This window comes from Pirellulales bacterium, assembly GCA_019636345.1.
Taxonomy (GTDB): domain Bacteria; phylum Planctomycetota; class Planctomycetia; order Pirellulales; family Lacipirellulaceae.
In genome coordinates this window covers 296595-320583 of sequence record JAHBXQ010000003.1, presented here as the reverse complement: position 1 = coordinate 320583, position 23989 = coordinate 296595, and the positions used below count along the sequence as shown (strand labels likewise).

At 68.4% G+C, this 23989-nt stretch carries 23 protein-coding genes; 2 read left to right on the top strand and 21 right to left on the bottom strand.

Annotated features, from left to right (window positions below; all coding sequences use genetic code 11):
• Window positions 1–154 precede the first annotated feature (154 nt).
• From KF688_09045 to KF688_08990, 12 genes are all read right to left on the bottom strand, one after another.
• The gene (locus KF688_09045) at window positions 155–358 is read right to left on the bottom strand and encodes a hypothetical protein (GenBank protein MBX3425813.1); all 204 of its coding nucleotides are present in this window, start codon (window positions 356–358) and stop codon (window positions 155–157) included.
• Window positions 359–453: 95 nt separating this feature from the next.
• Window positions 454–1818, bottom strand: coding sequence for a phage portal protein (locus KF688_09040; GenBank protein MBX3425812.1), 1365 nt, complete (start codon window positions 1816–1818; stop codon window positions 454–456).
• An 87-nt stretch (window positions 1819–1905) separates the two neighbouring features.
• Complete coding sequence (locus KF688_09035; GenBank protein ID MBX3425811.1) at window positions 1906–3531, bottom strand: hypothetical protein; 1626 nt, start codon at window positions 3529–3531, stop codon at window positions 1906–1908.
• Window positions 3528–4055, bottom strand: a complete 528-nt coding sequence (locus tag KF688_09030; protein MBX3425810.1) for a hypothetical protein — start codon at window positions 4053–4055, stop codon at window positions 3528–3530. Before KF688_09030 ends, KF688_09035 begins: the two co-directional genes overlap by 4 nt.
• Before the next feature lie 132 nt (window positions 4056–4187).
• Window positions 4188–5300, bottom strand: a complete 1113-nt coding sequence (locus KF688_09025) for a hypothetical protein (GenBank protein MBX3425809.1) — start codon at window positions 5298–5300, stop codon at window positions 4188–4190.
• Window positions 5276–5845 (bottom strand): hypothetical protein, encoded by a 570-nt coding sequence (locus KF688_09020; GenBank protein MBX3425808.1) that lies wholly within the window; start codon window positions 5843–5845, stop codon window positions 5276–5278. The genes KF688_09025 and KF688_09020 overlap by 25 nt, the downstream gene beginning before the upstream one ends.
• Window positions 5832–6245 (bottom strand): hypothetical protein, encoded by a 414-nt coding sequence (locus KF688_09015; protein ID MBX3425807.1) that lies wholly within the window; start codon window positions 6243–6245, stop codon window positions 5832–5834. The genes KF688_09020 and KF688_09015 overlap by 14 nt, the downstream gene beginning before the upstream one ends.
• 91 nt (window positions 6246–6336) lie before the next feature.
• Window positions 6337–7026, bottom strand: a complete 690-nt coding sequence (locus KF688_09010; protein MBX3425806.1) for a hypothetical protein — start codon at window positions 7024–7026, stop codon at window positions 6337–6339.
• A 96-nt stretch (window positions 7027–7122) separates the two neighbouring features.
• A complete protein-coding gene (locus tag KF688_09005) occupies window positions 7123–8661 on the bottom strand; it encodes a trypsin-like peptidase domain-containing protein (GenBank protein MBX3425805.1) in 1539 nt (512 codons plus the stop codon).
• A gap of 1 nt (window position 8662) precedes the next feature.
• A complete protein-coding gene (locus tag KF688_09000; protein MBX3425804.1) occupies window positions 8663–9241 on the bottom strand; it encodes a hypothetical protein in 579 nt (192 codons plus the stop codon).
• Window positions 9242–9546: 305 nt separating this feature from the next.
• On the bottom strand, window positions 9547–10719 hold the full coding sequence (locus KF688_08995; protein MBX3425803.1) for an endonuclease/exonuclease/phosphatase family protein: 1173 nt from the start codon (window positions 10717–10719) through the stop codon (window positions 9547–9549).
• 209 nt (window positions 10720–10928) lie between these two features.
• Window positions 10929–11453 carry a molybdenum cofactor biosynthesis protein MoaB gene (locus KF688_08990; GenBank protein MBX3425802.1) on the bottom strand — a complete coding sequence of 175 codons (525 nt, stop codon included), beginning with the start codon at window positions 11451–11453 and terminating at the stop codon, window positions 10929–10931.
• Window positions 11454–11646: 193 nt separating this feature from the next.
• On the opposite strand from KF688_08990, the gene KF688_08985 reads away from it, so the two are divergent.
• Together KF688_08985 and KF688_08980 are read left to right on the top strand one after the other, a co-directional pair.
• The gene (locus tag KF688_08985; GenBank protein ID MBX3425801.1) at window positions 11647–12870 is read left to right on the top strand and encodes a HEAT repeat domain-containing protein; all 1224 of its coding nucleotides are present in this window, start codon (window positions 11647–11649) and stop codon (window positions 12868–12870) included.
• 61 nt (window positions 12871–12931) lie between these two features.
• Window positions 12932–13309 (top strand): CoA-binding protein, encoded by a 378-nt coding sequence (locus tag KF688_08980; protein ID MBX3425800.1) that lies wholly within the window; start codon window positions 12932–12934, stop codon window positions 13307–13309.
• A 50-nt stretch (window positions 13310–13359) separates the two neighbouring features.
• Here KF688_08980 and KF688_08975 read toward each other — a convergent pair whose 3' ends face one another.
• The 9 genes from KF688_08975 to KF688_08935 all read right to left on the bottom strand — a co-directional run bounded on the left by KF688_08975 (window position 13360) and on the right by KF688_08935 (window position 23974).
• A complete protein-coding gene (locus KF688_08975; GenBank protein ID MBX3425799.1) occupies window positions 13360–14547 on the bottom strand; it encodes a PDZ domain-containing protein in 1188 nt (395 codons plus the stop codon).
• Window positions 14548–14692: 145 nt separating this feature from the next.
• On the bottom strand, window positions 14693–15391 hold the full coding sequence (locus tag KF688_08970; GenBank protein MBX3425798.1) for a hypothetical protein: 699 nt from the start codon (window positions 15389–15391) through the stop codon (window positions 14693–14695).
• Window positions 15392–15459: 68 nt separating this feature from the next.
• Window positions 15460–16038, bottom strand: coding sequence for a sigma-70 family RNA polymerase sigma factor (locus KF688_08965; protein ID MBX3425797.1), 579 nt, complete (start codon window positions 16036–16038; stop codon window positions 15460–15462).
• A gap of 179 nt (window positions 16039–16217) precedes the next feature.
• The gene (locus KF688_08960) at window positions 16218–17549 is read right to left on the bottom strand and encodes a prolipoprotein diacylglyceryl transferase (protein ID MBX3425796.1); all 1332 of its coding nucleotides are present in this window, start codon (window positions 17547–17549) and stop codon (window positions 16218–16220) included.
• A gap of 240 nt (window positions 17550–17789) precedes the next feature.
• Window positions 17790–18629 carry a pantoate--beta-alanine ligase gene (panC, locus tag KF688_08955; GenBank protein MBX3425795.1) on the bottom strand — a complete coding sequence of 280 codons (840 nt, stop codon included), beginning with the start codon at window positions 18627–18629 and terminating at the stop codon, window positions 17790–17792.
• A gap of 106 nt (window positions 18630–18735) precedes the next feature.
• Window positions 18736–19197 (bottom strand): 2-amino-4-hydroxy-6-hydroxymethyldihydropteridine diphosphokinase, encoded by a 462-nt coding sequence (folK, locus tag KF688_08950; protein ID MBX3425794.1) that lies wholly within the window; start codon window positions 19195–19197, stop codon window positions 18736–18738.
• 5 nt (window positions 19198–19202) lie between these two features.
• Window positions 19203–21146, bottom strand: a complete 1944-nt coding sequence (hemE, locus tag KF688_08945; GenBank protein ID MBX3425793.1) for a uroporphyrinogen decarboxylase — start codon at window positions 21144–21146, stop codon at window positions 19203–19205.
• A 927-nt stretch (window positions 21147–22073) separates the two neighbouring features.
• Window positions 22074–22781, bottom strand: coding sequence for a cytidylate kinase-like family protein (locus tag KF688_08940; GenBank protein MBX3425792.1), 708 nt, complete (start codon window positions 22779–22781; stop codon window positions 22074–22076).
• A 314-nt stretch (window positions 22782–23095) separates the two neighbouring features.
• Window positions 23096–23974: an NIPSNAP family protein gene (locus KF688_08935; protein ID MBX3425791.1), complete on the bottom strand. Its 879-nt coding sequence runs from the start codon at window positions 23972–23974 to the stop codon at window positions 23096–23098.
• Between the last annotated feature and the right edge of the window lie 15 nt (window positions 23975–23989).

The window sequence follows — 23989 nt, the reverse complement described above, 5'->3', positions numbered from 1 at the left end:
CGAAAGTGCGAGCGACGGACTCAAAGGGGCACGAAAAAAGCCCTGCGTGAGACGACTTGCCGAGCAAGTCGTCTCGCACAGGGCTCGTGAACGATACCCGCCGTCACGCGGCGAGCTCGAACGATACCGGATCGATTGTCGAGAGACTAAAGCGTCACCTCCTCAGCCGCTCGGTGGCCAGCCGCCAAGTTTGCACGTGGCCGTCTTGCAGGGTCACGGTCACGCTGGCCGTGCCGTGGTAGCCGCGCGTGCACGCGGCCTGCAACAACTGGGCGAACTCCTGCTCGACCCGGGCGCGGCGGTCGCCGGGCTGGTCGGTCGCGGCAGGACGAGCGGCATGCGAAGCGTGCGTGATCATGTCCGGCATTTTACGATTTTGCCGATGCAAATGCGCCGGCGATTATTGGGCCATTTTCGATTGCTCGCGCGGCGCGCTTTGCGGAGCCATGCGCGTCACGACGTCTCGCGATGCATCGCGAGGTTCTTCTGCTCCTGCTCGTAGTCGAGCCCCATCCGTTGGCTCCACGTTTGCGGCGAAAGAATCCCCTTGTCGTACGCCATCTTCTCGACCTGACATTCGCGCAACTGATCGCGGACGTGCAGCGACGGCAAGCCGATCTGGATCTCGACGAATCGTCGCGTCTGGAGGGGCAAGCGACCGGCGCGGACCGCGTTGTCGACGACCCGCGTCATGACCTCGGCGTCGTCCCCCTTGAGCGTCGCCTGCAACCGCTCGAACATCTTCACCGCCGGTCCCTCGGCCACGAGCGTCGACGAATAGTTCGCGTTCGAGGCGTCCGAGGTGAACATGAACTCGGGCATGACCAGCCGCGCGGCGATCGCCCGCAACTCGGCCTGCAGCACGCCGAGGAAACCGTCGGCCTGCACGCCGTTGGCGGGAAAATCGTACTCCAGCCCCGCGGGAGCGTCGAGGATCGTCCCGGGGCCGTATTGCACGACCCGCCGGGTTCGCCCCCCCGCGACCCTCGTCCTCGCGTCGGCGTCGGCAAACTGCTCGACCGCGCTGTGCATCGTCCCGCGATGCTTGCGGATCAGCGCGATCGCCGACTGGATCTCGGCCAGCGCACTCATGTTCCGCAGCAGCTTCTCGACCCGCCGCAGGTTCTTCCGCACCGGGAAATACAGCGGCAGCCCGCGCTTGACGTTCGCGTCGACGTTCGCCTTGCGATGCTGCACTTCGACGGCGGGAACCGGCTGGCCGTCGACGTAGTAGCCCAGCACGGTCTCGACGTCGTGCGACTCGCAGTGGACGCCGAAGCTCGCCTCGGGAGTGCGCGACAACTCGGGGGGCGTCGCCACCTGCTCCGGCTCGATGAACCGCACGCGGGTCGATCCGCGGTCGTCGACGAAGAACCGCAGGAACGCCTCGCCGTCCCGATCCAGGCGGCGCACGATCTCCTGCTGTCGCACTGGCCAACGGTTGGCAAGCTGGAACTCGTCAAGCACCTCCTGCACCTGCGCCGCCAACCCGGGCGGGGCGTCGACGCCGGACCGCACGTTCGCTTGGTAGCGATGCCCCGGGCCGACCAAGTAACTGATGCGATTCTCGATCCCGTTGATCGCGAACTCGTTCGTCGCGACGAGCCGTCGGCACTGCGCCCGGGCGTCGGCCAGTTGCGCCTCGTCGAGCGGCGCCGCCCCGGCCGCGACCCGCGAATCGCCGGCGACGGCCACGGGGTTCCACCACAAGCCGTCGTCGTCGAGGTACGCCTCGCGCGGATCGACCAGCGCGTTCCAAATCCCGTCGCACGCCTCGCTGACGCGCTGCTCCCAGGGATCGGCGTAAGAATCGTTCATGGCATGGGCTCCTGTGCGGAGGAGAGTGAGTTGCGGCGAAATGAATGGAACTGCCGACGACGACTATGCAGAACGATCGGCGCGTCGTCACGCAATGAGCCGATCTCCTAAGCCGTCGTCGTCGCGCCCCTGGCGATACCGCTCCTCGGCCAGTTGCAGCGCCATCTCCAGGGCGTCGGGGCCGTCGTCGTGGGTTCCCAACGGAAAGTCGCGCAGTTGATCGACCAACAGCCGCGTCGACGGGCTCGACGCCAGGAACCGCACGCGCTGTTGCGACAGGTACGGCCCGAGTCGTCGGATGCGGGTCGTTTTGTTCGCATGGTTCTCGATCGGGATCGGCTGCAGCACGCGCCGCCTCTGCCGGCGAAACTCCGCGACGAACTCCCCCGCAAGCAACTCCTGGTATTGATTCGATTCCACGCCGAACAAGTCGGGCTGAAACCGCCGGCACAGCGTCACGCCGTCGGCCACCATCTGCGGCGTCGGCCGACGGGCGAGATCGGCCTCGACGAACAACGTCCCCCGTCGATCGACGGCCAGCATGACGTAGGCCGAATAATCGCCGTGCCGGGCGTCGCGCCCCTTGCTGGGGTCGAGCGCCATGGTCCGCAACCGCACCTCCTTCGGCCACTTGCGAAACCAAATCGAATCCTCGAAGTACGACTCCGGCCATTCGCACCGCGCGGGGTCGATCGGCGAGTTCTGCTTCTCTCGCGCGAACGCCGTACGCCCCTCCTCGGCCCGCAGCCGCATGAGGAAGTACAGGTCCTCGACCTCGGGCCACAACAACTCGGCGTCGGCTTCCATGGCAGCTCGATTGCGCTCATAGAACTCCCGGGCCGTCGCGGCCGCCCGCTGGTCGTTCAGGTCGACGTACAGCCGTTCCCACTCGTCCCACAAGTCGGTCGCCGCGGGCCACGACTCGATCGCGCGGAACAACGCCGAAGTCCACCCCGGCGTGCGATGCAACTGCATCGCCAGCGCGTCGCGATGGAGCGCGGTCGCCAGGTTGACGACGTTGGTCTCGCGGTTGCCCGCTTTGAGCAGCGCGCCGTGGAACCACTGCCGGCTCGCCTCGCGCTGGCTCGCCGAGGCGATGTGGCCGTCGTTCTGCAGGTCGTCGCAAACGATCAGCGTGGGTCGATGCTCGCGCCGACGCCGGCCGCGCAGGCTTTGCCCCGTGCCGTACGACTCGACGACCGCGCCGTTGGGCAACTCGATCGCCGCGGCCCGCCATCGCGGTCCCCGCCCGACCGCCCCGGGGTATTGCTCGGCCAGCAGGGAGTTCCCTTCCAGCTCGGCCTTGAGATTTTCCAGGTGGGTCTGCGCCTGGGCGAGCGTGTCGGAGACGATCCAGATGTACGGTTCGGTCCCCTCGACCGCGCACCGCAGCGGGTAGCACAGCGTGCCGATCGTGCTCTTGGCGGCGCCGCGCGGGCCGAGGACGTTCAGCTTGATCCCGCGGTCGCGGACCGCCCGTTCAAGGCGCCCGGCGAGCCAGCGGTGCATCTTCGACGGCGGCTGGCGAAAGTAGTGGGGCAACATCGCGCGACCCCAGGCGATCAGGCTGTCGGGCGCCGGCGCAGCCTCGTCGCGCCCGGCGAGCCCGCTGGCCAACGTCGCAGCGACGCGGGCCACGGCCCGGGCCGACGGCGTCAGCGGGTGGCACGTCGCCGCTGCGATCGACCGCTTGCGCTTGTCAGGCTGATTCATGGTTGCCAGTCCTCCACGCCGGCCAGCGGATCGAAGTCGTCCTCGCGCTCGACCTCTCCGGCAGCGATCCCCGACAAGCCGGCTCCGGCGTCTCCGGGGAGTTCGTACGCGCACGTCAGATCGGCCGCGATCTGACGCAACCGGCGACCCACGCGCTCTCGCAGCGCGACGTCGGCGATTTCCTGGCCGATCGTCTCGCACAGTTGGTCGACGACCCCCTGCAACTCGGCCGCGCTCAACCCGGCCGACGCCCGCCGGGCGAACCGTTCGGGCGCCCGGCGCTCGAGCCACCAGACGCTCGCGCGCCAGTTCTTGACGTCCTTGGCGGCGTCGTGCACGCACCGCATGTGCGTCGCCTCGGGAGTCGCCTCGGCTCGCAGCAATTGCGCGGCAAACGAAGCCTGCTGCCGCAACGCAGCAAGCAAGTCTCCCGGCGTGCAGCCGACATAGTTGCAGCCGGTTTGCCGATCGCACCCGATCGACGCCAGAAGGACGAGCTCGCGTTGCTGCTGGTCGGTGAGCATGAGAGGGGGAGAGAGAGTGACTGGTGACTGGGGGTCTGGGGGGAAGGCGTCGCGTGACGATCGTACGGAGGGACTCTGGTCGTCGACGACTCGGCCCCCCGTCGCCCGGCAGCTGCGGCAACAAGCTGCCGGTCACCGATACTCAAACGACGCCACCGCCCGCCCCGCGCTGTTGCGGTAGTTGGCGAAGCGATTCGTTCGGCGGGGACTCGAGCCGGTCGTCCGCACGTTCACCGTCTTCCACAACGGCGAGTCACGGCAGTGGCGGATCACCGCGGGGTGGCTGCTGGTCAGGCTGATCCGCAACCCCTCGACCTTGTGCAGCTCGGCGACCGCGGCGACGGTGCGCATGCCGATTCCCATCCCCTGATAATCCGGCAGCGTGACAATCCGCGTGAATCGCCGATGATTTCGCTTGGCAATCATCGGCAACGTCGCCAGGAACGTCACCGGCTCGCCGTTCCACGTGGCCAGGTAGCACCGCGCCCCGACCGCCAGCGAACCGCTCAGATAGTGATGACGCGCAAACAGTTTCCACGGAGCCAATCCGCAGCGATGGATTTCAATCCGGATCGGCGGTCGCCGAAGCCGCCTCCGTTCGAGCCGTCCCGTGGCCATATCGAGGATCCAATCGGCCTGGAGCCACTCGGCCACGTCGTAGTGGCACGTGACCGCGACGAATCGCACCGGCAGCCGCCCCTTGCGAATTCCCGTGGCGATCGCCGCCGAGCAGGCCCGCGCCACGTTGCGATCGACGACGCTCGTGTACTCGTCGAACACGACCAGCGGCCGCGCCGACGGCTGATCGGCGCCGCCGGCTCCGGCGCCGCACTGAACGCCCGCGCCCAGCGCCCGCGCCAGGTCGCACCGAAATCGCTCGCCCCCGCTGAGCACTGCGTACGGCTTGACCCACGACGGCGGGCTGCTGAACCCCACGGCGGTGAACAGCTCGACGACCTGCCGCACCGGCAAGTCGCCGAAGCAATCGACGACCGCCTTGTCGGCGGGCCACGCAGCGCTCTCGAACAGTTCGGTCCGATAAGCGTGCCGGGCGACGGTGCTTTTGCCGCTCCCCGAGGGGCCGACGATCAGCCCCGTCTCCCACGGCTCGTCGAGCCCCGGCAACTCGACCGCGAACCGCTCGGTCGCCTTCTCGGCAAGCGGCACGTCGAACATGCCCGCCACCTGCTGCACGCGAAACGAATCGTGCACCGGGCAGCTTACGACAACGTCAACACTCGGCATTGGTAGCCCTCCTCGCGCATCCGACGGTACAGCTCGCGCTGCTGGTCCTCGTCGTCGCAATGGACGACGACCTGGTACGACTCGGGAATCAGCGCCTCGGGGCGCTCATGCGGCGGCTGGTCGAGCAGATCGCCAGCCCCCGCGGCTGTGCGGGCCAGGTCGGCCAGCATCGCGGTCACCTGATCGCTGGCGAACTCGGTCGCGGCGAGCAGCTCGGTCAGACGCGCCTCGTCGATCCCGGCCAACGCGGCGAGCGGGTCGTGCGTCAGCAGAATCTGCCGCGCCTCGTCGGCCGACACGTCGAGCACCAACACCGGCACGGTCGCGTCGGGAGTCGTCTCGGCCCGCAGGTGGCCGTCGACCAACTGCAGCGAGCCGTCCTCCAGCTCGCGCACCAACAGCGCGTCGGCGTAGCCGATCTCGGCCAGCACGCCGCGCAGCGCGTCCTGCTGCGCCGCAGGGTGCGTGCGCCAATTGAGCGGATGGGGGCGCAAATCGCCGGCCCGCACGCGGCGCAGTTCTTTGATTCGGTCACGGATTTGCATGGGTTCTGCCGGTGAGCGGTTGTCGTTTGAAGTCCTGCTGATCGTCAAGGAAGCCGCCCCCTCGTTCGAGCCCGGGCCGGCTCGCCGCCTCTTGCCGCGGCGCGCGCGCCGGCAGCTCGAGCGCATCGACCACGTCGTTAAGAACGTACCCGCACGCCGCGGCCAAGAGCGCAACCAGGGCGAGCCACGTCCGGCGGATGACGTTGATCCATCCGACCAGCCCCAACTCGTCGCCGCTGCCCCGCAGCGTGCGGTCGATCTCGCGGATCACCTGTTGGTTCTCGATCATGAGCTGCTGCAGGCGCCCGGGGCGATCGCTCTGGTAGCCGAGCTCCTGACGCAGAAATTGCGCCTGGTGAGCCAACTCGGCGGCAAGCAGGGGAAGCTCAGGGGGCGTCACGTTTCACCGTTCCAAGGAGTGCGAAGCCGCCGCATTCGCCTCCTCCCGGCCCCCTCCGCGCAGGGAGAGGGCCGGAGCGAAGGCGCCAAAGCTACCGTACCGAAGCGGTCGCCGCTCCGGCCGACTCGGTCCGCAGGTTCGGCGAGTCGGTCGGACCCAGCGGCTCCTCGGTCGGTCGCACCCCGGCGGCCATGTCGACCCGATTCGCGTCGCCGGCGAACGCCTTCAAATACTCGAGCACCTGGACGTAACTGCCGTACATCCGCATCGAATCCTTGACGTAGATGAACGACGTGCGGAACCGGCTTTCGAGCCGCGTCCAGTTGACGATCGCCCGATCGACGGCCCCCAGCAGCACGAGCGCGTTCTGGCTCCGGAAGTTGAGCTGGCTGGCGAGCGGAATGTTCGGATCGCTGCCGTCCACGGCCCAGGGGAGCGCCACCAACCCGCCGGGCGCCTCCTGGATGTCGTCGCCGCCGAACGGCGCCAGCGAACCGGTGAGGACTTGCTTGGCGCTGGTCGCCTGCTCGATGAGCTCGCCGAGCGGCGTCCGCTCGGGGTTGTAGGTGACGCGCCGCCGCATCCGGTCGCACGCCAGCAGGTGCTCGACGTAGTGGTCCTTGGTCGTGTCGTCCAATCCGCCGCGGACGCCGAACTCGTCGTTCGCGACGACCTCGCTGCGGAAGTCGAACAACGGCCCGAGCGCCGCGAGGATGTGCAGATTGCGAAACTCGGTCACGATCCGTCGGAACTGTTCCTTTCCAGGGTCGCCGGCAGGCATGGGAGGGATCCTTGTGAAGGGGGAAGGGGAAGTCGGAACGAGGAAGACGAACTTGACGCGTTCCGGTCGACGGCCGCGCGTCGGCGGCCGCGCCCGTTACGCGGTGACAAACGGTTGGAAGTTTGTCGGGGCAATGTCGTTGAATCGCTCGCGCAGCTCGCGTCTCAGTTGGTCCGCCCATGTGCGGCGCGGCGAATCGTCGCCGTCGGCAATCGCGTCGAGCCGGTCGAGCGCAAGGCGTCCTGCAACCGCGTCTTGTAACGGGTCACGTCCCTCCAACTGCGAAAGTCGTAAAAGTTGGCGAGCCTCACGGTCGTCGCGCTCGACGGGGCTGAGCGACTCGGCGTGCTCGCCCCGCGCGGCGGCGCGGTCGGCGGCTGATTCGTCCCGGGGAAACGGACGCGCCGCGGCGGCGGTCGCCTCCGGTCGTTCGGCGGGAACGCCCCTTTGCGGCGGCGGCTCCGGCTCGTCGCGACGGGCCCGGGCTCGGCGTCGGCTCCGCGTGCGCATGAGCCGCCCGATCAAGAGCCCCGTCGCGGCTCCCCCGGCGACGACGGCCCAGCCGACTGGCCCCGAGATCCCCAAGGCTCCGACGGCAAGCGCCCCCGCGGCTCGGCCCGCGTGGCCGCCGGCGAGCAGGCCGGGGATCCGCGCGGCCAGCGACGCGCGCTCGGCGCGATGTTCCTCCGCCAGTCGCGTCACGTCGTCGACGCGGGCGTAGTCGCGCAACTGCTCAAGCCGGGCCGCCTGTCGCAGGTCGTCCTCGAGGGAGCGCAGCCGCTCGCCCATCGCCGACCACTGCTGTGCGCACACGCACTGCCGCGCGCCAGAATCGTCGCCAATCGCGGGGCCCTGCCCCGCCGGCGATCCGCGTTCTGCACCAGGCGCCGTCAACGGACACCGCCCGTCGGGACACACGGACGGCGCCGTCGGCGCCGGGCGACGGGCGAACGTTCGCTCCGTTCGTTCTCCCAGCAGGCGATCGAGGAACCGTCGCAACGGCGCCCCGCCGCTGGCATAGGTCGTCCCCTCCGCGGCGCCCCAGACGACGGCCACCAATCGGCCCTCGTCGTCGAACACGCCTCCTCCCGAGTCGCCCGACCGCACGGCCCCGGAGAACCGAAAACTCACTCGCTCCGCGCTCCCCGCGGGACCGACGAATCGCCCCGTGACGCAATTCAGGCGGCCATCGCCGCCGAATCCGCAAGCCCGGTACGCCTGCGGCCGGCTCGCGAGTTCGCCCTGGTCGACGATCGCCACCCGCGCCGGCGCCGAACGCGGCGCAGCGATCTCGAGCGCCGCCAGGTCGGCCGCGCGGTCGATCGCAATCAGGTTCGCGCGATGCCGCGCCCCGTCGGCGAACTCGACCGTCATCTCGCACGCCCCGTCGGCGAACAAGTGGGCGCAGGTGAGCACGAGCCCCGCGACGCCGTCGGGAGCGACGTCGACGAGCGTCCCGCTGCCGGCGCTGGTGAGCGTCGCCTGCCGATTCGTGACGCGGCAACAGGCTTCGTGGGCGCCGGCGTCCGCCGCTGCGGCGACCAAGAGCAGGGCGGCGCAAGCAACCAAGACGCATCCGCGGCGACGCTGCGGGTCGCTCGCGAAGAACACTGGCGAGATCGGCGCTGAATGCATGTCACTCTCCTGCGAGCGTAAAGCGGTAGCGGTAAAACGGGCTGCGGGCCAAGTCGCCCGGTTCGGTCAAGCGGTCCGACAACTGCGGCACGGGATCGACCCCGCCGCCGACGCGGTCGGCCGCCGCGCAGGCGTGAGAACAATACGGCGGCTGGTCTGCGGTCCTGTTGTCATCGCTTTCGGGCGTGAGCAGAAATCGCCACAGCGGCACATGCCGCAGCGCCGCCTGCCAGACGCCTCGGTAGCCGTAGTCGCAACCGGCCAGCCGCCGCATGTACTCGACCGCGCCGCGGCGATCGTAGCGTCGCCAACGGTCGTCGGGATTCGTCTCGAACACGTCGATCGCCCCGGGGAAGCGGCGCACCTGGCTGGCGAGCGTCACCGCCCGCCCCCCTTTAAGCTCGCGGACCTCGCAGCAGAACAAATCTCGTCCCCACCAGACGGCGCGGGCCGCGTGGGCGTATTCGCTGCGCCCCGCGACGCAGATGATCCGCGCGATCGCCCCGCGACCGCGAAACAGCAGCAGATCGCCGTCGCGGACACACGGAGCCGCTTCGGCCAGGGAAACGAAACAACGCATCGACGCCCTCGGAGCCAGCGCACAAAAAAAGCCCGCCGCCGAATGATTCGGCGGCGGGCTCTTGCGGATACCGCCCTGCAGGGGGCTCCGCGCAATACCGGACGACAGTTCACGTAGTATACAAAACTGCGTGGCCCAATTTCGACAAGAAAATCCGCAAAAGATGCCGCTGACGCCATCTCCCCTTGGCGAGCAGGGCGGGCTTCGCAGTTCAGCCGGCAAGGCTGTCCAGCCGTTCGAGCGCAGTGTCCGCTCTCGAGTCGTTCGGGCTGTTCAAATCGCGAGGCCAATCGACCCGGCGATCGCTACCGCGCCACGGTCCCGCGGTACGCGACGCGCCCGGTGTAGTCGCGTTCGTACGCGGTGAACTCGGCCCACACGGGCAAGTGGTCCGACACCTGCTCGGCCTGTTCCAGCGTCAGGTTGAAGTACCGCATCACGTCGAACACGCCGCTGCGGCCGGTGTATTCGCTGGTCGAGGGCTGATGCACGATGATGTTGTCGTACAGCTTGGTCTGGCGCATGTTGGTGAACACCCCCGAGATCAGCGGCTGGATCCCGGGAAACTGGCCCAGCCGGCCCAACCGTTTGTCGTCGGTGTTGAAGTCCCCCAGCATGATCACGTCGTCCTCGTCCCCGCCGGCGCGGCGAACCACCCGATACACTTCGGCCAACGCCTCCATCTCCTGCGGCACGACGTCGGGGTCGGTGTGGACGTTGATCAGCGTGAACGTGAACGCCTCGTTGGGGTTCATCCGGGTCGCGAACCGGGCAACCAGCGGCTCGCGGTGGAGCAGGTTGTCGGGATCCCGCACCGTGTAGTGCCCGTTGGGATCGAGCAGGATCCTCTCGGCGTCGTACAGAAACGCGTATTGCTCGGTCGAAGTCGTATTGCCCAACCGGGGACCGACGAGGTGATCGTATCGCCGCGGCGTTCCCCCTCCTTCGTTGATCAACTTCACGAAGTTGGGAATGTGGTAGTCGTCCTGCGTGCGGATCTCCTGGATGGCCACCACGTCGAACTGCCGCACGATCTCGGCCAAGGTGTACATGACGTACGGCTTGGACGCCTTGGTCTTGCCGAACACCTGGATGTTGAACGACGCAATGCGAATCGTCGGCCCCGTGGTCGGGGGGACGACCGGCGTCGACGACACGGGGCGGAACACGCTGGCCGGCTGAGCGCCGGGGGCGTTGATCGCCGGCGGAGGGGTCGTGACGGGGATCGTCGCCGGAATCGATTGCCCGGCGAAGCCCCCGGACTGAGCCCCGGAAGGCGTCCCGAACGGGTTCGTTCCAAACGGATTGGTCGACGCCGGGATCGTGCCGAACGGAGCGCCGCCGGGCGCCGATTGCTGCGCGGTCGGCGCCGGGATCGGCCCCTGCCCCGCGCCGGGGGCAAAGTCTCCCTCGCGCAGAAACAAGAACGCCATCCCGCCGAGCACGGCGAGGGTCGCCATCGAAAGTAGCCGTTGCACGCGCGCACTCCTTGCCCGCTTGGCGTGAATTCGATCCGTCGAACCGAGGGCGTCCGCGAACCCGCGTAGCGCAACATCTGCGCAGGGCGCCGCGCAGATCGCGACATGGGGCGGGGAGAGTATCGCAAGCGAAGAAAGCAGGCCAGGGCGAATCGCGGCCCTGCGCGGTCGGATGCAGTCGGCGCCAGCGCCGGCGCCGAACCGAATCGTCAGCCGGGCTTATCCGCCAGCTTCACGACGTGTGCTAGCTCAGGGAGCACGAGCGTTTCGAGGGCCAGCCGCACCGCCGGCGTCGAACCCGGCATCAGGAAGACGACCGTTCGCTCGATCATGCCGGCGGTCGCGCGGCTGAGCATCGCCGCGGCCCCGATCTGGGCGAAGCTGAGCATCCGAAACAACTCGCCGAAACCAGGCAGCCGTTTCGTGAAGAGCGCCTCGAGCGCCTCGGGAGTCTGATCGCGGGGGGCGACGCCGGTCCCCCCCGTGAGCAGCACGGCCTGCACGCGCCAGTCGGCCGCCAGTCGGCTGACCGCCTCGGCGACTTGCTCGGGATCGTCGGGCACGATCTCGCGCGCCACGACGCGATGTCCCGCGGCTTCCAACTGGACGACAATCTCGCCGCCGCTGCGATCGTCGGCCAGGGTGCGCGTATCGCTGACCGTGACGACCGCACAGGCGACGCTCCCTGCAGCGGCGCGGCGATGCTCGTCGGCAGGAGAAGGCGATCCGGACATGGAGTTCGACAGAGAGGGATCAGGAGCGAGCGAATCACGACGGCTCGCATCGATTCTACCAACGAAATCCCCCAGGCGAGTCGGCATTTCGCGTCCTCTGGCCCCGGGAGGCTCGCCAAGCTGGTATAATGGAACGATCCCCGCCGCTGCCGCCGACTGACTCTTCGTCACGCCTTTGGCGCCCCCCTTCGCCATGCCCCTCCGCTCGCTTGCGCCTGATCGAGTTCGCGTCGTTGCGGCGCTGGCGACGTCGGTTTGCGCGCTTGGCGCGGGTCTCGCAACGGCCGACGTGTTCGAGTTGAGCGCCGGAGGCGAAGTTCGCGGCTCGCTGGTCGAACGGACCGCCGAGGGGGTCTACGTCGTCCGCACCGAGGACGGGGCCCAGGTGTCGCTCGCCAAAGGCGACATCGCGCGGATCGTGCAGGTCGACGACAACTTGGCCGAGTATCGTCGTCGGGCGCGCTCCATCGCCGACACGGCCGACGGACAGCGCGAGTTGGCCCGCTGGTGCAAGGAGCGAGGCCTCGCCGAGCAGGCCGAGCTGCACTTCGACCGGCTGCTGCAACTGGCCCCCGACGACGAAGAGGCCCGCGTCGGGCTCGGCTATCAGAAGAGCGGCGGACGCTGGATGACGCGCGCGGAGATCATGGCCAAGCGCGGCATGATCTTGCACGAGGGGAAGTATCGTACGCCCCAGGACGTCGCCCTGCGGCAGCGCGACGCCGCGGCCGGCGCCCTCGACGCCGACTGGTTCCAGAAGCTGCGCCTGTGGCGCGGCTGGCTCGACAGCCGTCGGCCGCAGCAATCGGCCGAAGCGCGGGCCCTGTTCGATGCGCTCGACGACCCGGCCGCCGTGCCGGCCCTGGTGCGGCTGCTCGACAAGGAGACCGACGACTGGGCGTGGAGCCTGCTCGTCAAGACGCTCAGCCGCTTCGATCATCCCGACGCGCTCCGCACGCTGGTCAATGCGACGCTGTACGACGCCCGTGCCGAACATCGCGAGCTGGCGCTCGACCTGCTCACCCGCGACGGCCGACAAGTTCCCCTGCTTCCCTTCGTACGGGCGCTGAAGAACGCCGACAACAAGGTCGTCAATCGGGCCGGCAAGGCCTTGGCCGCAATCGGCGACCCCGAGGCGGTCAGCCCGCTGATCGACGCCCTGGTGACCGAGCACAAGTTCATCGTCCAGCAGGGAAGCTCCGGCATCAACGCCGGGTCGGTCAACGGCAACGCAAGCTTCTCCGCGGGGGGCGAGGGACCGAAGATCATTCGCCAGCCGTTGCAAAACGCCCAGGTCCTCAAGGCCCTGACGACGCTCGCCGGCCAGCATGAATTCGATTACGACGAAGTCGCTTGGCGCAGTTGGTTCGTCAACGAACAAGCCCGCGCCCTGGCCAGCGCTCGCCGCGACGAGTAATCAATCGCCGCCCCGCCCCGTCGCCAACCGCCAATCGCCCATCACGAATCGCCCTCCCCCCATGCCCACCGTCGCTATCGTCGGCGCCAGCGCCGACCGCAACAAATACGGCAACAAGAGCGTCCGCGCACACCTCGCCCAGGGGTACACGGTGTTTCCCGTGAACCCCAAGGAGTCGGAGATCGAGGGACTGCCGGCGTACGCCCAACTCGCCGACGTCCCGGTCGAGCGGCTCGACCGGGTGAGCATGTACGTCCCGCCGGCCGTGGGCCAGGCGCTGTTGCCGCAGATCGTCGCCAAGGGTTGCGACGAGTTGTGGCTCAACCCGGGCAGCGAAAGCGACGCCCTGATCGAGCAAGCCCGCGCCGCGGGACTCAACCCGATCGTCGCGTGCAGCATCGTCGACGTCGGCCTCAGCCCGTACGAACTGGGGGAGTGACGCGGCGCCGCTTGCTCGTGCCTGTTGCGTCCCTTCGCAGCCAAATTCGGTCAGGTCGTCTTGTCGTCGGCCTGCGGGGCCGGGGGCGCTTCCCCTTCGGCCGGGGCGCCAAGCCGCTCCTGCATGTCGTGGAGCCTGCGCTCCATTTCCTCGAGTCGCTGGAGCATCTCCTCGCGTCCGTCGTCCAATTGCCGACGCGCCCGCTGGCGAGCCTGTTCGGCTCGCAAGCGCGCCTCCTCGGCGGCCTTGACGGCCTGCTGCTGGAGTCGTTCGAAGTTCTTGGCGCGCTCAGCCGCGGCCTCGTCGGCGAAGCCTCGCATGGCATCGGGGAAAATGTCGCCCGCGTCAAAATTGAAATTGAGCACGTCCCCCCACCCCGCTTGGCCATTTTGACCTAGCATCCGCTCGACGAGTCCGCGAACGTCGGGGGGCAATTGATCCATCGCCTCGGCGTCCCCTTCGGAAACAGTCCAGGAGTCGTCGCCGCGCTTCACCGTAATCTGCGCCGGCTGATCGTTTTGGCGCTGGATCGAGACCGACACGCCGTTGGGCAGCGCCAGCGCCTGCCGCGGCATGACCATCCCGGGCCCCAGGCGACGCAGTCCGGGAATCTGCTGATTCTGGAGCATCTGCTGCAGCAACGCGTTGAGTTGGTCGGCGTCGAACGGCGCATCGATGCGCGGCATTCCGGGGACCGCCGGTTGGACCGGAATCATCGCGTCGGCCGGGCGCTGTTCGGGCGCCACGGTGATCGTCGCCTCCTGAGCGAGCCGCAGGATCTTGAGCTCGACCGGCTTGCCTGCGCCAGTGCGGACCGCTTCGATCAGTTCCTGCATGCCGTGGGCCGCCTGACCGTTCACCGCGATGATGACGTCGTGCTTCCGCAGTCCCGCCTTCTCGGCAGGACTGCCGGGCATGATCTGCTCGACCACGGCGCCGGTGTCGGCCGCCAGTTGCAGATGGGTGCGGAGCGCTTCGTCGGTGATCGGAACGCCGCCGACGCCGATCCAATAGGTCGGCGGCGGTGCGGGAGCCGTCGGCGCGGCCGGGGGCGCAGGAGGAGCGGGTTTCGCGGGGGCCGCCGCATCGGTCGGGGCGATCTCGACGATCCGCCCCTCGACCGACTCGCCCTCGTCAGCCAGCGCGGACTGCTGCATCTGAAACAACAGTCCCGACCCGCACACCATCGCGACAATCAACATCTGATCCACGCCGCGGGCAAACCAGGAACGTAACATCGAAGTCCTCCTGCTCTTGAAAACTTAACTGGGAACGAGTCGCGAACAGCGCCGTCGGCTCGCGACGTTCGATTGTCCGCGAGATTGCCGCCGCCTCTTCGCTGAATCGCATCGTCAATCGAACATCTACGCCTCGCATCTCGCCTCAGTAGATCTCCCGACGGACCGGCGTCACGACGGCGTCGTCGATCGGGACGACCATCGGAGCGAGCTGGTCGCCGCTCTCAAAAAACAGGGGGGCGTAACGCCGCCGCACCTGCATGTCGAGCCCGTGATCGTGAAGCTGCTCGCGCATCGCCCCGGCGGGACGCCACTGGGCGCCCGGGGCGTCGACCAGCGGAATTTGCAGCCGCTGCGGAGTTCCCGACGCGTCGCGAACCACCAGCGTCACCGCGTCGCGCGGATTGAGCGGCGTCGCAACGCCGGGCGCAACCTTCGGAGCCGGTTCCTGGATCGCGACCAGCCGCTCGCTCGGCGCCTCGGTCGCCGGCCGCCCGGCGAATCGGCCCAACCCGAATGCCACGGCCACCGTCGCCGCGACGGCAAGCCAGTTGAGCGCGTGCCGCGGCACGGACTCGCTCGGCGCCGCGGGTTCCGCGGGTTGCTTGTCGATCGCCGGCGGGGGAATCGTCGCCGGGGCCAACGCCGTCGCCGGCACGGCGACGTACGCCCGGAGGCCTTCGCGCAGCGCTTGCGATTCCAGAAACGCAATCGCACACCGTCGCCACCCGTCGGGCCGATCGTCGAGCGAGGCGATCAGGGCGCGCCGCTCGTCGTCCGGCAGTTCGCCGTCGACGAGACGATCCCACACGGCGTCGTCAGGGGTGTTGCAAGCGGAGGACATCGGGAATCGGCAGGGGTTGGGGGGTCGTGACGTTGGGGGTTGCGCCGGCGTCGGCGCGGGGGGCTCTCTCATTCGCGCGCAACCAGCGCCGGGGCGACGCGGGCCAACGCCGTGCGCAACCGGCCGCGGGCTCGGTGGAGCCGCGACTCGACCGCCGCGACCGACAGTCCCAGGCGGTCGGCAATCTCGCGATAGCTCCAATCTTCGGTGTACTTGAGCAGCAGCATCTCGGCGTCCTGGCCGCCGAGGGTTGCCACCGCGCGGCGAACCAATTGCCGCTGTTCCGCGGCGAGCAGCCACTCGAGCGGATCAGGATCGGGCGCCGCCTCTCCCGCCAGCCCGCTGGCCGCGTATCGTTCGTGCAGTTTGCGCCGGCGCCCCGTCCGGCGACGGTGCTCGAGGGCCTGCCCTACCGCGATCCGATAGAGCCACGGCCCTGCTTTGCCGGGCTCCTGCAGCCGATCGGCCCCGGCCAACGCCGCAGCAGCGACGCGGCCACTCAGGTCGTCCAACTCCTGCCGCTCGACTCCCCGGGCCGCCAACACCGTGCGGATCCAGCGGCCGTGCTCGATCAGCGCAGTGGCGACCTGCGTCCGGCAGTCGTCCGGAGTCGTGCTGGCGTCAGCCTGGGAAGCTTCGCGATTCATGCGGCACGGGAAGAAAGTTGCCGCTGCGGGACGGGTCTTGCGGTTTTTTTTCTGATTTTGCCCGCTTCTGGCAGACAAGCGGACCGCGGGGCCTGGGACCGCAGCACCGGCAGAGGTTCGCCTCCCCCCCGATATCCTAGGGTCCAAACGTCCGGATGTCCCGTGGTCCCCTCCGCCGGTCAGACCTGCTCCTCCCGCACTCTCAAGCCCCACTGCCCCGCCGGCTGCCGATCGAGCCAGCGCCACAGCAGGGCCGCCAGCACCAGCATCCCCAGGCTGATGTTCTGCGAGATGCTGAGCCCCGTGCCGAACACGGCCGACTCGTCAATGCGAATGACCTCCTCGCAGAACCGAGCGATCGGGTAGAGCGTGATCGTCAGCGCGATCGTCTCGCCATCGCGGCGCCGTACCGGGAAGTGGGTCCAGAGCGCCCAAGCCAAGAGCGCCGCGTTGATCGCGCTGTAGACCTGAACGGGATGCATCGGCCGACTGCGGGCCGGCGGGGGATCGAGCGCGGCGATCGTCCGGACCTCTCCCGCGCGGGTGCGCAGCTCGACGGGCCGACGCTCCATGATCGCCAGATAGAACTCGTCCCACGCATCGGCGAGCGACTCGACGCGCTCGTCGTTGACCATCGCCAACTCGTCGCCGATCTTGACCCCGGCATGCGCCGCCGGCGAGTCGGCGTCGACCTGCGCAACCCGCGGCGCCCCGGTCGCGTCCTCGCCGGCGGGCGACTTGGCTGTCGCCTCAAGCCGCAACCCGAACAGCCGCCCGCGATGCGCCTGGTCGGCGTACGGGGGACTTAGCCGTTGGGGCGCATTTTCGCGCGGAAACGTGACCGCCCAGGGAAGGGTCGACTCGCCCCCGTAACAGCAGCCGTTGAGCAAGCAACCGATCCGCCCCAGCGCCAGCCCGATCGCCATCCCCGGGGCGATCAGATCGGCCATGGCCAGCAGGGGGAGCTTGCGGCGCCGCATCTGCCACGCGAACGCCAGCATCGCCCCGATCAGGGCGCCGTACACCACGAGCCCCCCCTCGGTGAAGCTGAGGGCCGCTTTGAGCGTGCCGCCCCAATCGGTCGCGCCGGTCGCGGTGCGTTGATGAATCGACTCGTTCCAGTACTCGATGAGAAAGAACAGCCTCGCGCCGACGATCCCCGCCACGAACATGACCATCGCCAGGGCGTAGATCTCCTCGGGGTCAAGTCCGCACTGCCGGGCGCGACGCACGGCGAGCCACACCCCCGCGGCCATCCCCGTCACCACCAGCAGGCCGTAGCCGCGCAGCGGGACCCCGTCGGGAAACAGCCGCGGCAGACCGACAAGCACTGCGGCCCCCAGCGCCATCGTCGGCAAGTGGGCCTTGAGACCCGCGCCGGCGCCGAACTGCCGCACCGCCCCCCACGCCGACCACCCCGTCGCAGCGAGCCACAACAACAAAAACACGCCGACGCCGAACAGCGGCATGCCGTTGACGGACAGCGGAATGCGGAACAACTCGGAGCACATCAGCGGCAAGCGGGAGACAAGGGAACGATGGGACGACAGAGCAACAGGATCAGGAGGCCGATGATCGCGCGGCCGACGACGATTCGCATGATTTGACCGGTCGCTGACAGCCCGTGCTGGGTGCTGTCACGATGCGGGACTCAACCATTTTTTGTGACTTCATCTGCTCGGCACGATCTGGTCGCTGGCGCCGGCGGCGATTCTCTTCCGTCTCATCCGCAGTTGCCGAACGCCGCCGCGTCAGCCGATGCGGCAGTTGTCGATGAGTCGCGTCCTGCCTACTCGCACCGCGATCGCGACGACCGCCGGACCGACGATTCTTTCGATCGGCTCGACCGTGCCGTCGGCGACGATCGCCACGTAATCGGGCTCCAGGGCCGACTCCTTCAAACGATCCCGGATCAGCGCGCGAAGCCGCTCGGCGTCGGTCTCGCCCGCCGCGCAGGCTTGCCGAGCCGACTCCAACGACTGCGACAAGGCAGCAGCCTTCGTCCGCTCGGCCACGCTGAGATAGGCGTTGCGCGAACTGAGGGCCAAGCCATCGGGCTCGCGGACGATCGGGCAAACTCGCAACTCGACCGGCACGTTCAGGTCCTCGACCATCCGCCGCACGACCAACGTCTGCTGGTAGTCCTTCTGGCCGAAGTACGCGCGGGTCGCCGGCACGATCTGCAGCAGCTTCATCACCACGGTGGCGACCCCCGCGAAGTGGGACGGCCGTTCGGCCCCCTCCCATGGCCGCGCCACCGGACCGACGTCGATCGAGGTCGTGCTTCCCGGCGGATACATCGCCTCGGCCGTCGGAGTGAACGCCAGCCAGCACCCGCGCTGCTGCAAGAGCTGCAGGTCTTGCTCCACCGGGCGCGGATAGGCGGCGAAGTCCTCGCTGGGCGCGAACTGCGTCGGATTCACGAACACGCTCGCGGCGACCAGATCGCACTCGGCCCGCGCGGCGTCGATCAGACTGAGGTGGCCCGCGTGCAGGGCCCCCATCGTCGGCACGAAGCCGACGGTCTTTCCCGCGGCAATCTCGGCGACGACGGCGGCGCGGGTCTCGGCGGGATCGGCGACGATAAGCATGCAAGCGTGACGGGCGGGGATCGCAAGACGCGTGAAGCGCAGCGCGGCGCACCCCGGCGAGGATAGCCCCTTTGCCGGATCGAGGGAATGGCGCCCCGCGGGGCGGCTACGCAAGCCGTCGCCGCAAGGCGCCGACGGTCCAGCCGCTCCTCGGGTGGAGCATCCCGGGGGCGACCTCGCAGGCCGGATCCAAAACGAACCGCCGCTGGTGCATATGCGGATGCGGCAGCGCCAGCGCCGGGTCGTCGCTGACCAGGGCGTCGTACAGCAGCAAATCGAGATCGAGAGTCCGCGGCCCCCAAGGCGTCTCGCGCGTCCGGCCGGCCGCGGCCTCGATCTGCGTCATCGCCGCCAGCAGGTCGTGCGGCGAAAGGGGGGTCTCCAGGAGCGCCGCCCCGTTGAGGAACTCCCCCTGCCCCGGCGGCCCCCCGACCGGCGCCGTCTCGTGCCACCGACTTCGTCGCAGGAGCCGCGTTCCCGGCAGCGCCGCCAACGCCGCAAGCGCCTCGTCGAGCGTCCCCCGACGATCGCCGAGATTCGAGCCGAGGGCGACCAGCGCGTGAGCCATGGTCCTCACCGTGCGCTCAACTCATGCACCAACTCGACCACCGCTTGGGCGTTCTCCACAGGCGTCTGCTGCAGCACGCCGTGGCCGAGGTTGAAAATATGCCCCGGGCGGCCGGCCGCGGCGGCGAGGATGCGTTGAACGCGCGTGCGGATCGTCGCTCGGTCGGCCAAGAGCACCGTCGGGTCGAGATTCCCCTGCACGGCCCGATCGCAGCCGACGGCGTCCCATCCCGCGGCTAAGTCGACGCGCCAGTCGAGCCCCACGACGTCGCCCCCCGCCTCGGCCTGCAGCGGCAACAGCGCGGGGTTGCCCGTGCCGAAATGGATCAGCGGCGTCCCGGGCGTCAGCAGCGCCACCAGCTCGCGCACGTGGGGCAGCACGTACGTACGATAGTCGTCGGGACCCAGACAGCCGACCCAACTGTCGAACAACTGCACGGCTTGCGCCCCGGCGGCGATCTGGGCGTTGAGGTACCGAGCAATCGATCGCGCCAGCCGTCCCATCAGTTCGCGCCACGCCTCGGGCGCGCGGTACATGAGCGTCTTGGTATGGAGATAGTTTCGGCTGCCGGCGCCTTCGATCGCGTAGCTGGCCAGCGTGAACGGCGCCCCCGCGAAGCCGATCAGCGGGATCTGCTCCGGCAAGTCGCGGCGAGTCTGCGCCACGGTCTCGAACACGTAATGGAGCGCATCGACGCTCTCCAACTCCATGAACCGATCGACGTCGGCCGACTCGCGCACGGGGTTGTGTATTTGCGGTCCGTCGCCGGGGGCGAACTCCAGGTCCAATCCCATCGGCTCCAGGATCGGCAACAAGTCCGAGAAAATGATCGCCGCGTCGACCCCCAGCTTCTCGACCGCGGTGCACATCACCTCGCTGCACAACTGCGGGTTCTTGCAGAGTTCGAGGAACGACTGCCCCGCGCGGACCGCGCGGTACTCGGCCATGTAGCGGCCCGCTTGGCGCATGAGCCAGACGGGGGTGTACGGAACCGGTTCGCGGCGGCACGCCCGCAGGAACGGGCTGTCGCGCCACGCCGGCGCAGGTCCGGCGGCGGAGGACGCCGCGACAGGACGAACGGCGACCGCGGCCAGGGCCCGCTTGCGCCGCACGAGCTCCTCGGCGCGCTGGGCGGTCTCCGCGACGAGATGGCCCAGCTTCGGATGCGACGGGGCGAAGTCGACCGGCAGATTGCACGCGGCGAGCATCTCGCTGGTGGTCGGTCCCACCGAGGCGACGACGACGCGCGCGAGCGCCGCGCGCAGAGACGCCTCCAATCCCGACTCCCCGGCCGCCTGCAGCAGATGCTTCACCTGTTGCGCCGAGGTGAACATCGCGACGTCGATTTCCCCGGCGATGATCCGCCGCACGTTGGCGCGCAACGGCTCGACGTCCTCGGGCAAGTCCCACATGTACACTTGGAACGATTCGACGATGGCGCCGCGCGCTTCCAAGCCGGCGACAAGGCTGACGTTCGGAACGCCGTATTCCTGCACGGCAATCCGCATATTGGCCAGCGACAGGCTCGGCTCGGCGTCGAGCGTCGCCAACACCTCGCGCCAGGTGTTCGGTTCGGGGACGACGACCGACGGCTTGATCCCCCACTCCTTGAGCGCTGCAAGCGGCTTCGGGCCGCGAACGATCGTCTTCACGTCCGACAGGGTGTCGAGAAATCGCTGTCGGCCGACATGCTTGGCGACGACGTCGATCATCTGCCGGGCGCCGACGCCTGTCAGAAAGACGACCGCGTCGATCTGCCCCGCCAACAATCGATGGGCGAACTCGACCACCGGCCGGACGTCGGGCAACGGCAGCTCGCGCATCGACGGGCTGACGAACGCCCGACCCCCGAAGCGCTCGATCATGCCGGTCGTATCGGCGGCGCGGCGACTCTCGAATGCGGCAACGGCCAACCCAGCGAACGACGAATCAGTCGGAAGTGCAGTCATGCGCGAATCGACGGCGACGAAAGCGACGGGGCAACGCGAACTCCGATCGGTACGCCGCATGCTAGCAGCGCCGTATCGACGACCCCGCGGCGGGGAGGAACCTTATGATAACCGCGCAAACGCCCCGCGAGACCCCCTGCGGACGAACGTCGACGGGCGCATATCGACGCCGCGCAATCCGTGATCCTCTGCGGTTTCCGCCGCGTCGAAAACCGCGCAATTCTCTTGCGAAAAATCGACGCCGTTCGTCGTGCTGCTTCAGCAATCCCCAGAACAATTGGGGAACGCATCTCGTTTGAAAAAAGTTGCTTGACAGTTCCTGCCAACTCCGCAAAATGACGCCAGTTGGAAACAGATGATTCGCGTAACTACTTTTGCACAACCGCGGCAGCCGTCGCCGTTGTGATTTTCTTCAGCGTCGCAGGGCAGAGCGAGCGCACGCCGTTGGAAACGGCTCGACTCTCGAAGTCTTGCGAGCGGACGTTGGTCGAGCTGCCGGGGCGCTTGCATCAGTCGATGCACCCTCCTTCGCTGCACGCTGCGATGAAACTTTCGCGCCGCCGTTGCGCCGATTCGTCCTCCAACGCGAGCCGACCGTGCTCGCAAACGCCGGTACAAGCGGTCCGAATCATGCGGGCCGAAGCGCTATCGGGGGGCGATGACTGACTGGATCGACAGTCGGCGAGGAAACTCGCGACTCGGATGTCCTCCCCGCTTTTTCGCTTCGCGCGCGGCCGAACTGACTCGTTCGGCTCTGACTCGTTCGGCTCTGGCGCGCACGCTTGGCGCGAGTTCGCGTGCGGCGTTTTCAACTCGCCGCGAACGTTCGCGACATGCACGGCGATCGGCACAGCGACGACCAACGTAGCAGCGACCAACGCAGCCTCGTTCGGCAATCCGGCGGAGCTCGAAGCGGAGAGCGCGGCGTCAATCGCGTTTCGCCCGCCTCAGCGATTCCATCGCAGTGATCGCAAGTTCGGCGCACGTGGCGACGTCGATCCGCGAGGTGTCGATCGTCAGGTCGTAACCGGCGACGTCGCACGGGTCGCGGCGGAAGTGGGTCCTGACGAACGAGTCGCGACCCTGATCCATGTCGTCGACGTAGCGGCCCGCCGCCGCGGAGTCGAGCGACAACTGCGCCGCGACGTGTGCGACTCGGTAGGCCCGGGGGGCGATCAGCCGCAGTCGCAATGTCGTCGCCGGAGGGAGCAACTGGGCGGCCCCGCGGCCGATGACGACGCACCGTCCGTGACCGGCCAGCCCCAACAGCACGTCGCGCATCCGCATCGCGTAGCCCACCGGCGACATCGTCTTGTCGAGGTTGAACGACGAGATGCCCGTGACGAACCAGTTGGGCCGCTTCTCGTCGAGACAACCGAGAAGCGTCGCCCGGACCCCCGCATCTTCGGCGATGCGATCGACGAGCTGCCGGTCGTACACCGGCCAGTCGAGCCGCTCGCCAATGGCGTTGCCGACCGCCAAGGCCCCGGCGCCGCATTGCCGGCTGATGGCGATCGTCAGCGGCTCGGGCTCGGCTTCGGCCAATTCGCGTTCGAGCAGGACGCCCCGTTCGCGCCAATGCCTTAGGGCTCGTTCCAGGGCGATTCCAGCGGCCGGTGAATGGCTGACGGACATGACGTCTCTCCTTTCTCTGCGGTGTGCAGAGTCACGAGTGCTTTGCCCCAAACCACGAGCGGACGGCGCTAGCCGCCGATGCAGCACGCGGCAGGCCTCGAAAAGCCCCCTTCGTCATTCGCCGGGAATCAGCGCCCGCCGCTGGCGGTCGACTCTTGAAACGAAACCTGCGCACAGGACTTGGATTGCAAGCCGCGTGCCGAGCAACGAGACGGTCGTTTCGCCCGAGTTCCGAGTTGCAAACAGCCGCCCGATCGCCGGCGCGTGCGAAACGGCACACCCGGATCGAAACGGCGGTTCGGCTTCGGCGGTCGCTACAATTGGGAGAAGTCGGTCGGCACCAGGAACTTTTTCTCGATCTGCGAGACCGTGTCGGCGTACTTCGGCAGGTCGCGCATCTTGACCCACTCGGGGTGCTTCTGGAACTTCTCCCACCCGATCTTGTTCGCCTCGACGTCGGCCGCGGCAAGCATGTACTTCAAATTCGGCAGCCGGGGTCCGACCAGCGTTTCGCCGAAAAACACCGGCTCGAACCCGCAATCGCGGAAGATCGCAATTTCGCCGTCGTTGAACATCTCGATCTTGCGGCGCGCCTTCGTTTCGCTGTGGCTCTCGTAGGTCCGCATCTCGTACAGCCGGGGCTTCTTCTTCGGCGCCTCGGGCTTGGGCATGCCGGCAAAGCTGAGCATCAACTCGCTCTCGATTCGCACGAACGCCGGCGCGTCCTTCGCCGACGCCAAGTACTCGGCCGCGGCGGCTCGGTATTTCTCGTCGGCCTCAAGCTCGGCGCGGGCCGCCGCGAATTGGGCGGCGTCGACGTACGTCAGCAGCAAGTGGAGGCACGGCTGCGCATCGTCGCCCACCTCGGTGAACGCCCCCACCGGCCCGATTCCCAGCCGCTCCCACGCGGGGAGAGCCGCCTCGACCAAGTGCTTGGCCACGACGGACTGCTGCTTTTCGTCGCTCACCTGATAGGTGCGCCACTCCAGCAGCGTTTGCGGCGACGACGCGGCGGGCGGCTCGGCCTGGGGCGTCTCCGTCGGTTTCGGCTGCTCAGCGGCTGCGTCCTGCGCGGCCGACTTGTCGGCCGCGGGCGCCTCGTTCGTTTCGGAGGCCGAGGCGGCGATGGCCGCGGCGCCGGCGCTCGAGCACGCGGCCGCCGCCGACCAACGGAGAAAATCACGTCGCTTCATGGCCTGCTCTGTTCG

Coding starts and splice junctions, on each gene's coding strand:
- KF688_09040 (MBX3425812.1), bottom strand. CDS start 1,818: ATGAACGATTCTTACGCCGATCCCTGGGAGCAGCGCGTCAGCGAGGCG.
- KF688_08965 (MBX3425797.1), bottom strand. CDS start 16,038: ATGAATCGCGAAGCTTCCCAGGCTGACGCCAGCACGACTCCGGACGAC.
- KF688_09030 (MBX3425810.1), bottom strand. CDS start 4,055: ATGCTCACCGACCAGCAGCAACGCGAGCTCGTCCTTCTGGCGTCGATC.
- KF688_09010 (MBX3425806.1), bottom strand. CDS start 7,026: ATGCCTGCCGGCGACCCTGGAAAGGAACAGTTCCGACGGATCGTGACC.
- KF688_08960 (MBX3425796.1), bottom strand. CDS start 17,549: ATGTGCTCCGAGTTGTTCCGCATTCCGCTGTCCGTCAACGGCATGCCG.
- KF688_08990 (MBX3425802.1), bottom strand. CDS start 11,453: ATGTCCGGATCGCCTTCTCCTGCCGACGAGCATCGCCGCGCCGCTGCA.
- KF688_09005 (MBX3425805.1), bottom strand. CDS start 8,661: ATGCATTCAGCGCCGATCTCGCCAGTGTTCTTCGCGAGCGACCCGCAG.
- KF688_08970 (MBX3425798.1), bottom strand. CDS start 15,391: ATGTCCTCCGCTTGCAACACCCCTGACGACGCCGTGTGGGATCGTCTC.
- KF688_08975 (MBX3425799.1), bottom strand. CDS start 14,547: ATGTTACGTTCCTGGTTTGCCCGCGGCGTGGATCAGATGTTGATTGTC.
- panC (MBX3425795.1), bottom strand. CDS start 18,629: ATGCTTATCGTCGCCGATCCCGCCGAGACCCGCGCCGCCGTCGTCGCC.
- folK (MBX3425794.1), bottom strand. CDS start 19,197: ATGGCTCACGCGCTGGTCGCCCTCGGCTCGAATCTCGGCGATCGTCGG.
- KF688_08985 (MBX3425801.1), top strand. CDS start 11,647: ATGCCCCTCCGCTCGCTTGCGCCTGATCGAGTTCGCGTCGTTGCGGCG.
- KF688_09035 (MBX3425811.1), bottom strand. CDS start 3,531: ATGAATCAGCCTGACAAGCGCAAGCGGTCGATCGCAGCGGCGACGTGC.
- KF688_09000 (MBX3425804.1), bottom strand. CDS start 9,241: ATGCGTTGTTTCGTTTCCCTGGCCGAAGCGGCTCCGTGTGTCCGCGAC.
- KF688_09025 (MBX3425809.1), bottom strand. CDS start 5,300: ATGCCGAGTGTTGACGTTGTCGTAAGCTGCCCGGTGCACGATTCGTTT.
- KF688_08980 (MBX3425800.1), top strand. CDS start 12,932: ATGCCCACCGTCGCTATCGTCGGCGCCAGCGCCGACCGCAACAAATAC.
- hemE (MBX3425793.1), bottom strand. CDS start 21,146: ATGACTGCACTTCCGACTGATTCGTCGTTCGCTGGGTTGGCCGTTGCC.
- KF688_09045 (MBX3425813.1), bottom strand. CDS start 358: ATGATCACGCACGCTTCGCATGCCGCTCGTCCTGCCGCGACCGACCAG.
- KF688_09020 (MBX3425808.1), bottom strand. CDS start 5,845: ATGCAAATCCGTGACCGAATCAAAGAACTGCGCCGCGTGCGGGCCGGC.
- KF688_08940 (MBX3425792.1), bottom strand. CDS start 22,781: ATGTCCGTCAGCCATTCACCGGCCGCTGGAATCGCCCTGGAACGAGCC.
- KF688_08935 (MBX3425791.1), bottom strand. CDS start 23,974: ATGAAGCGACGTGATTTTCTCCGTTGGTCGGCGGCGGCCGCGTGCTCG.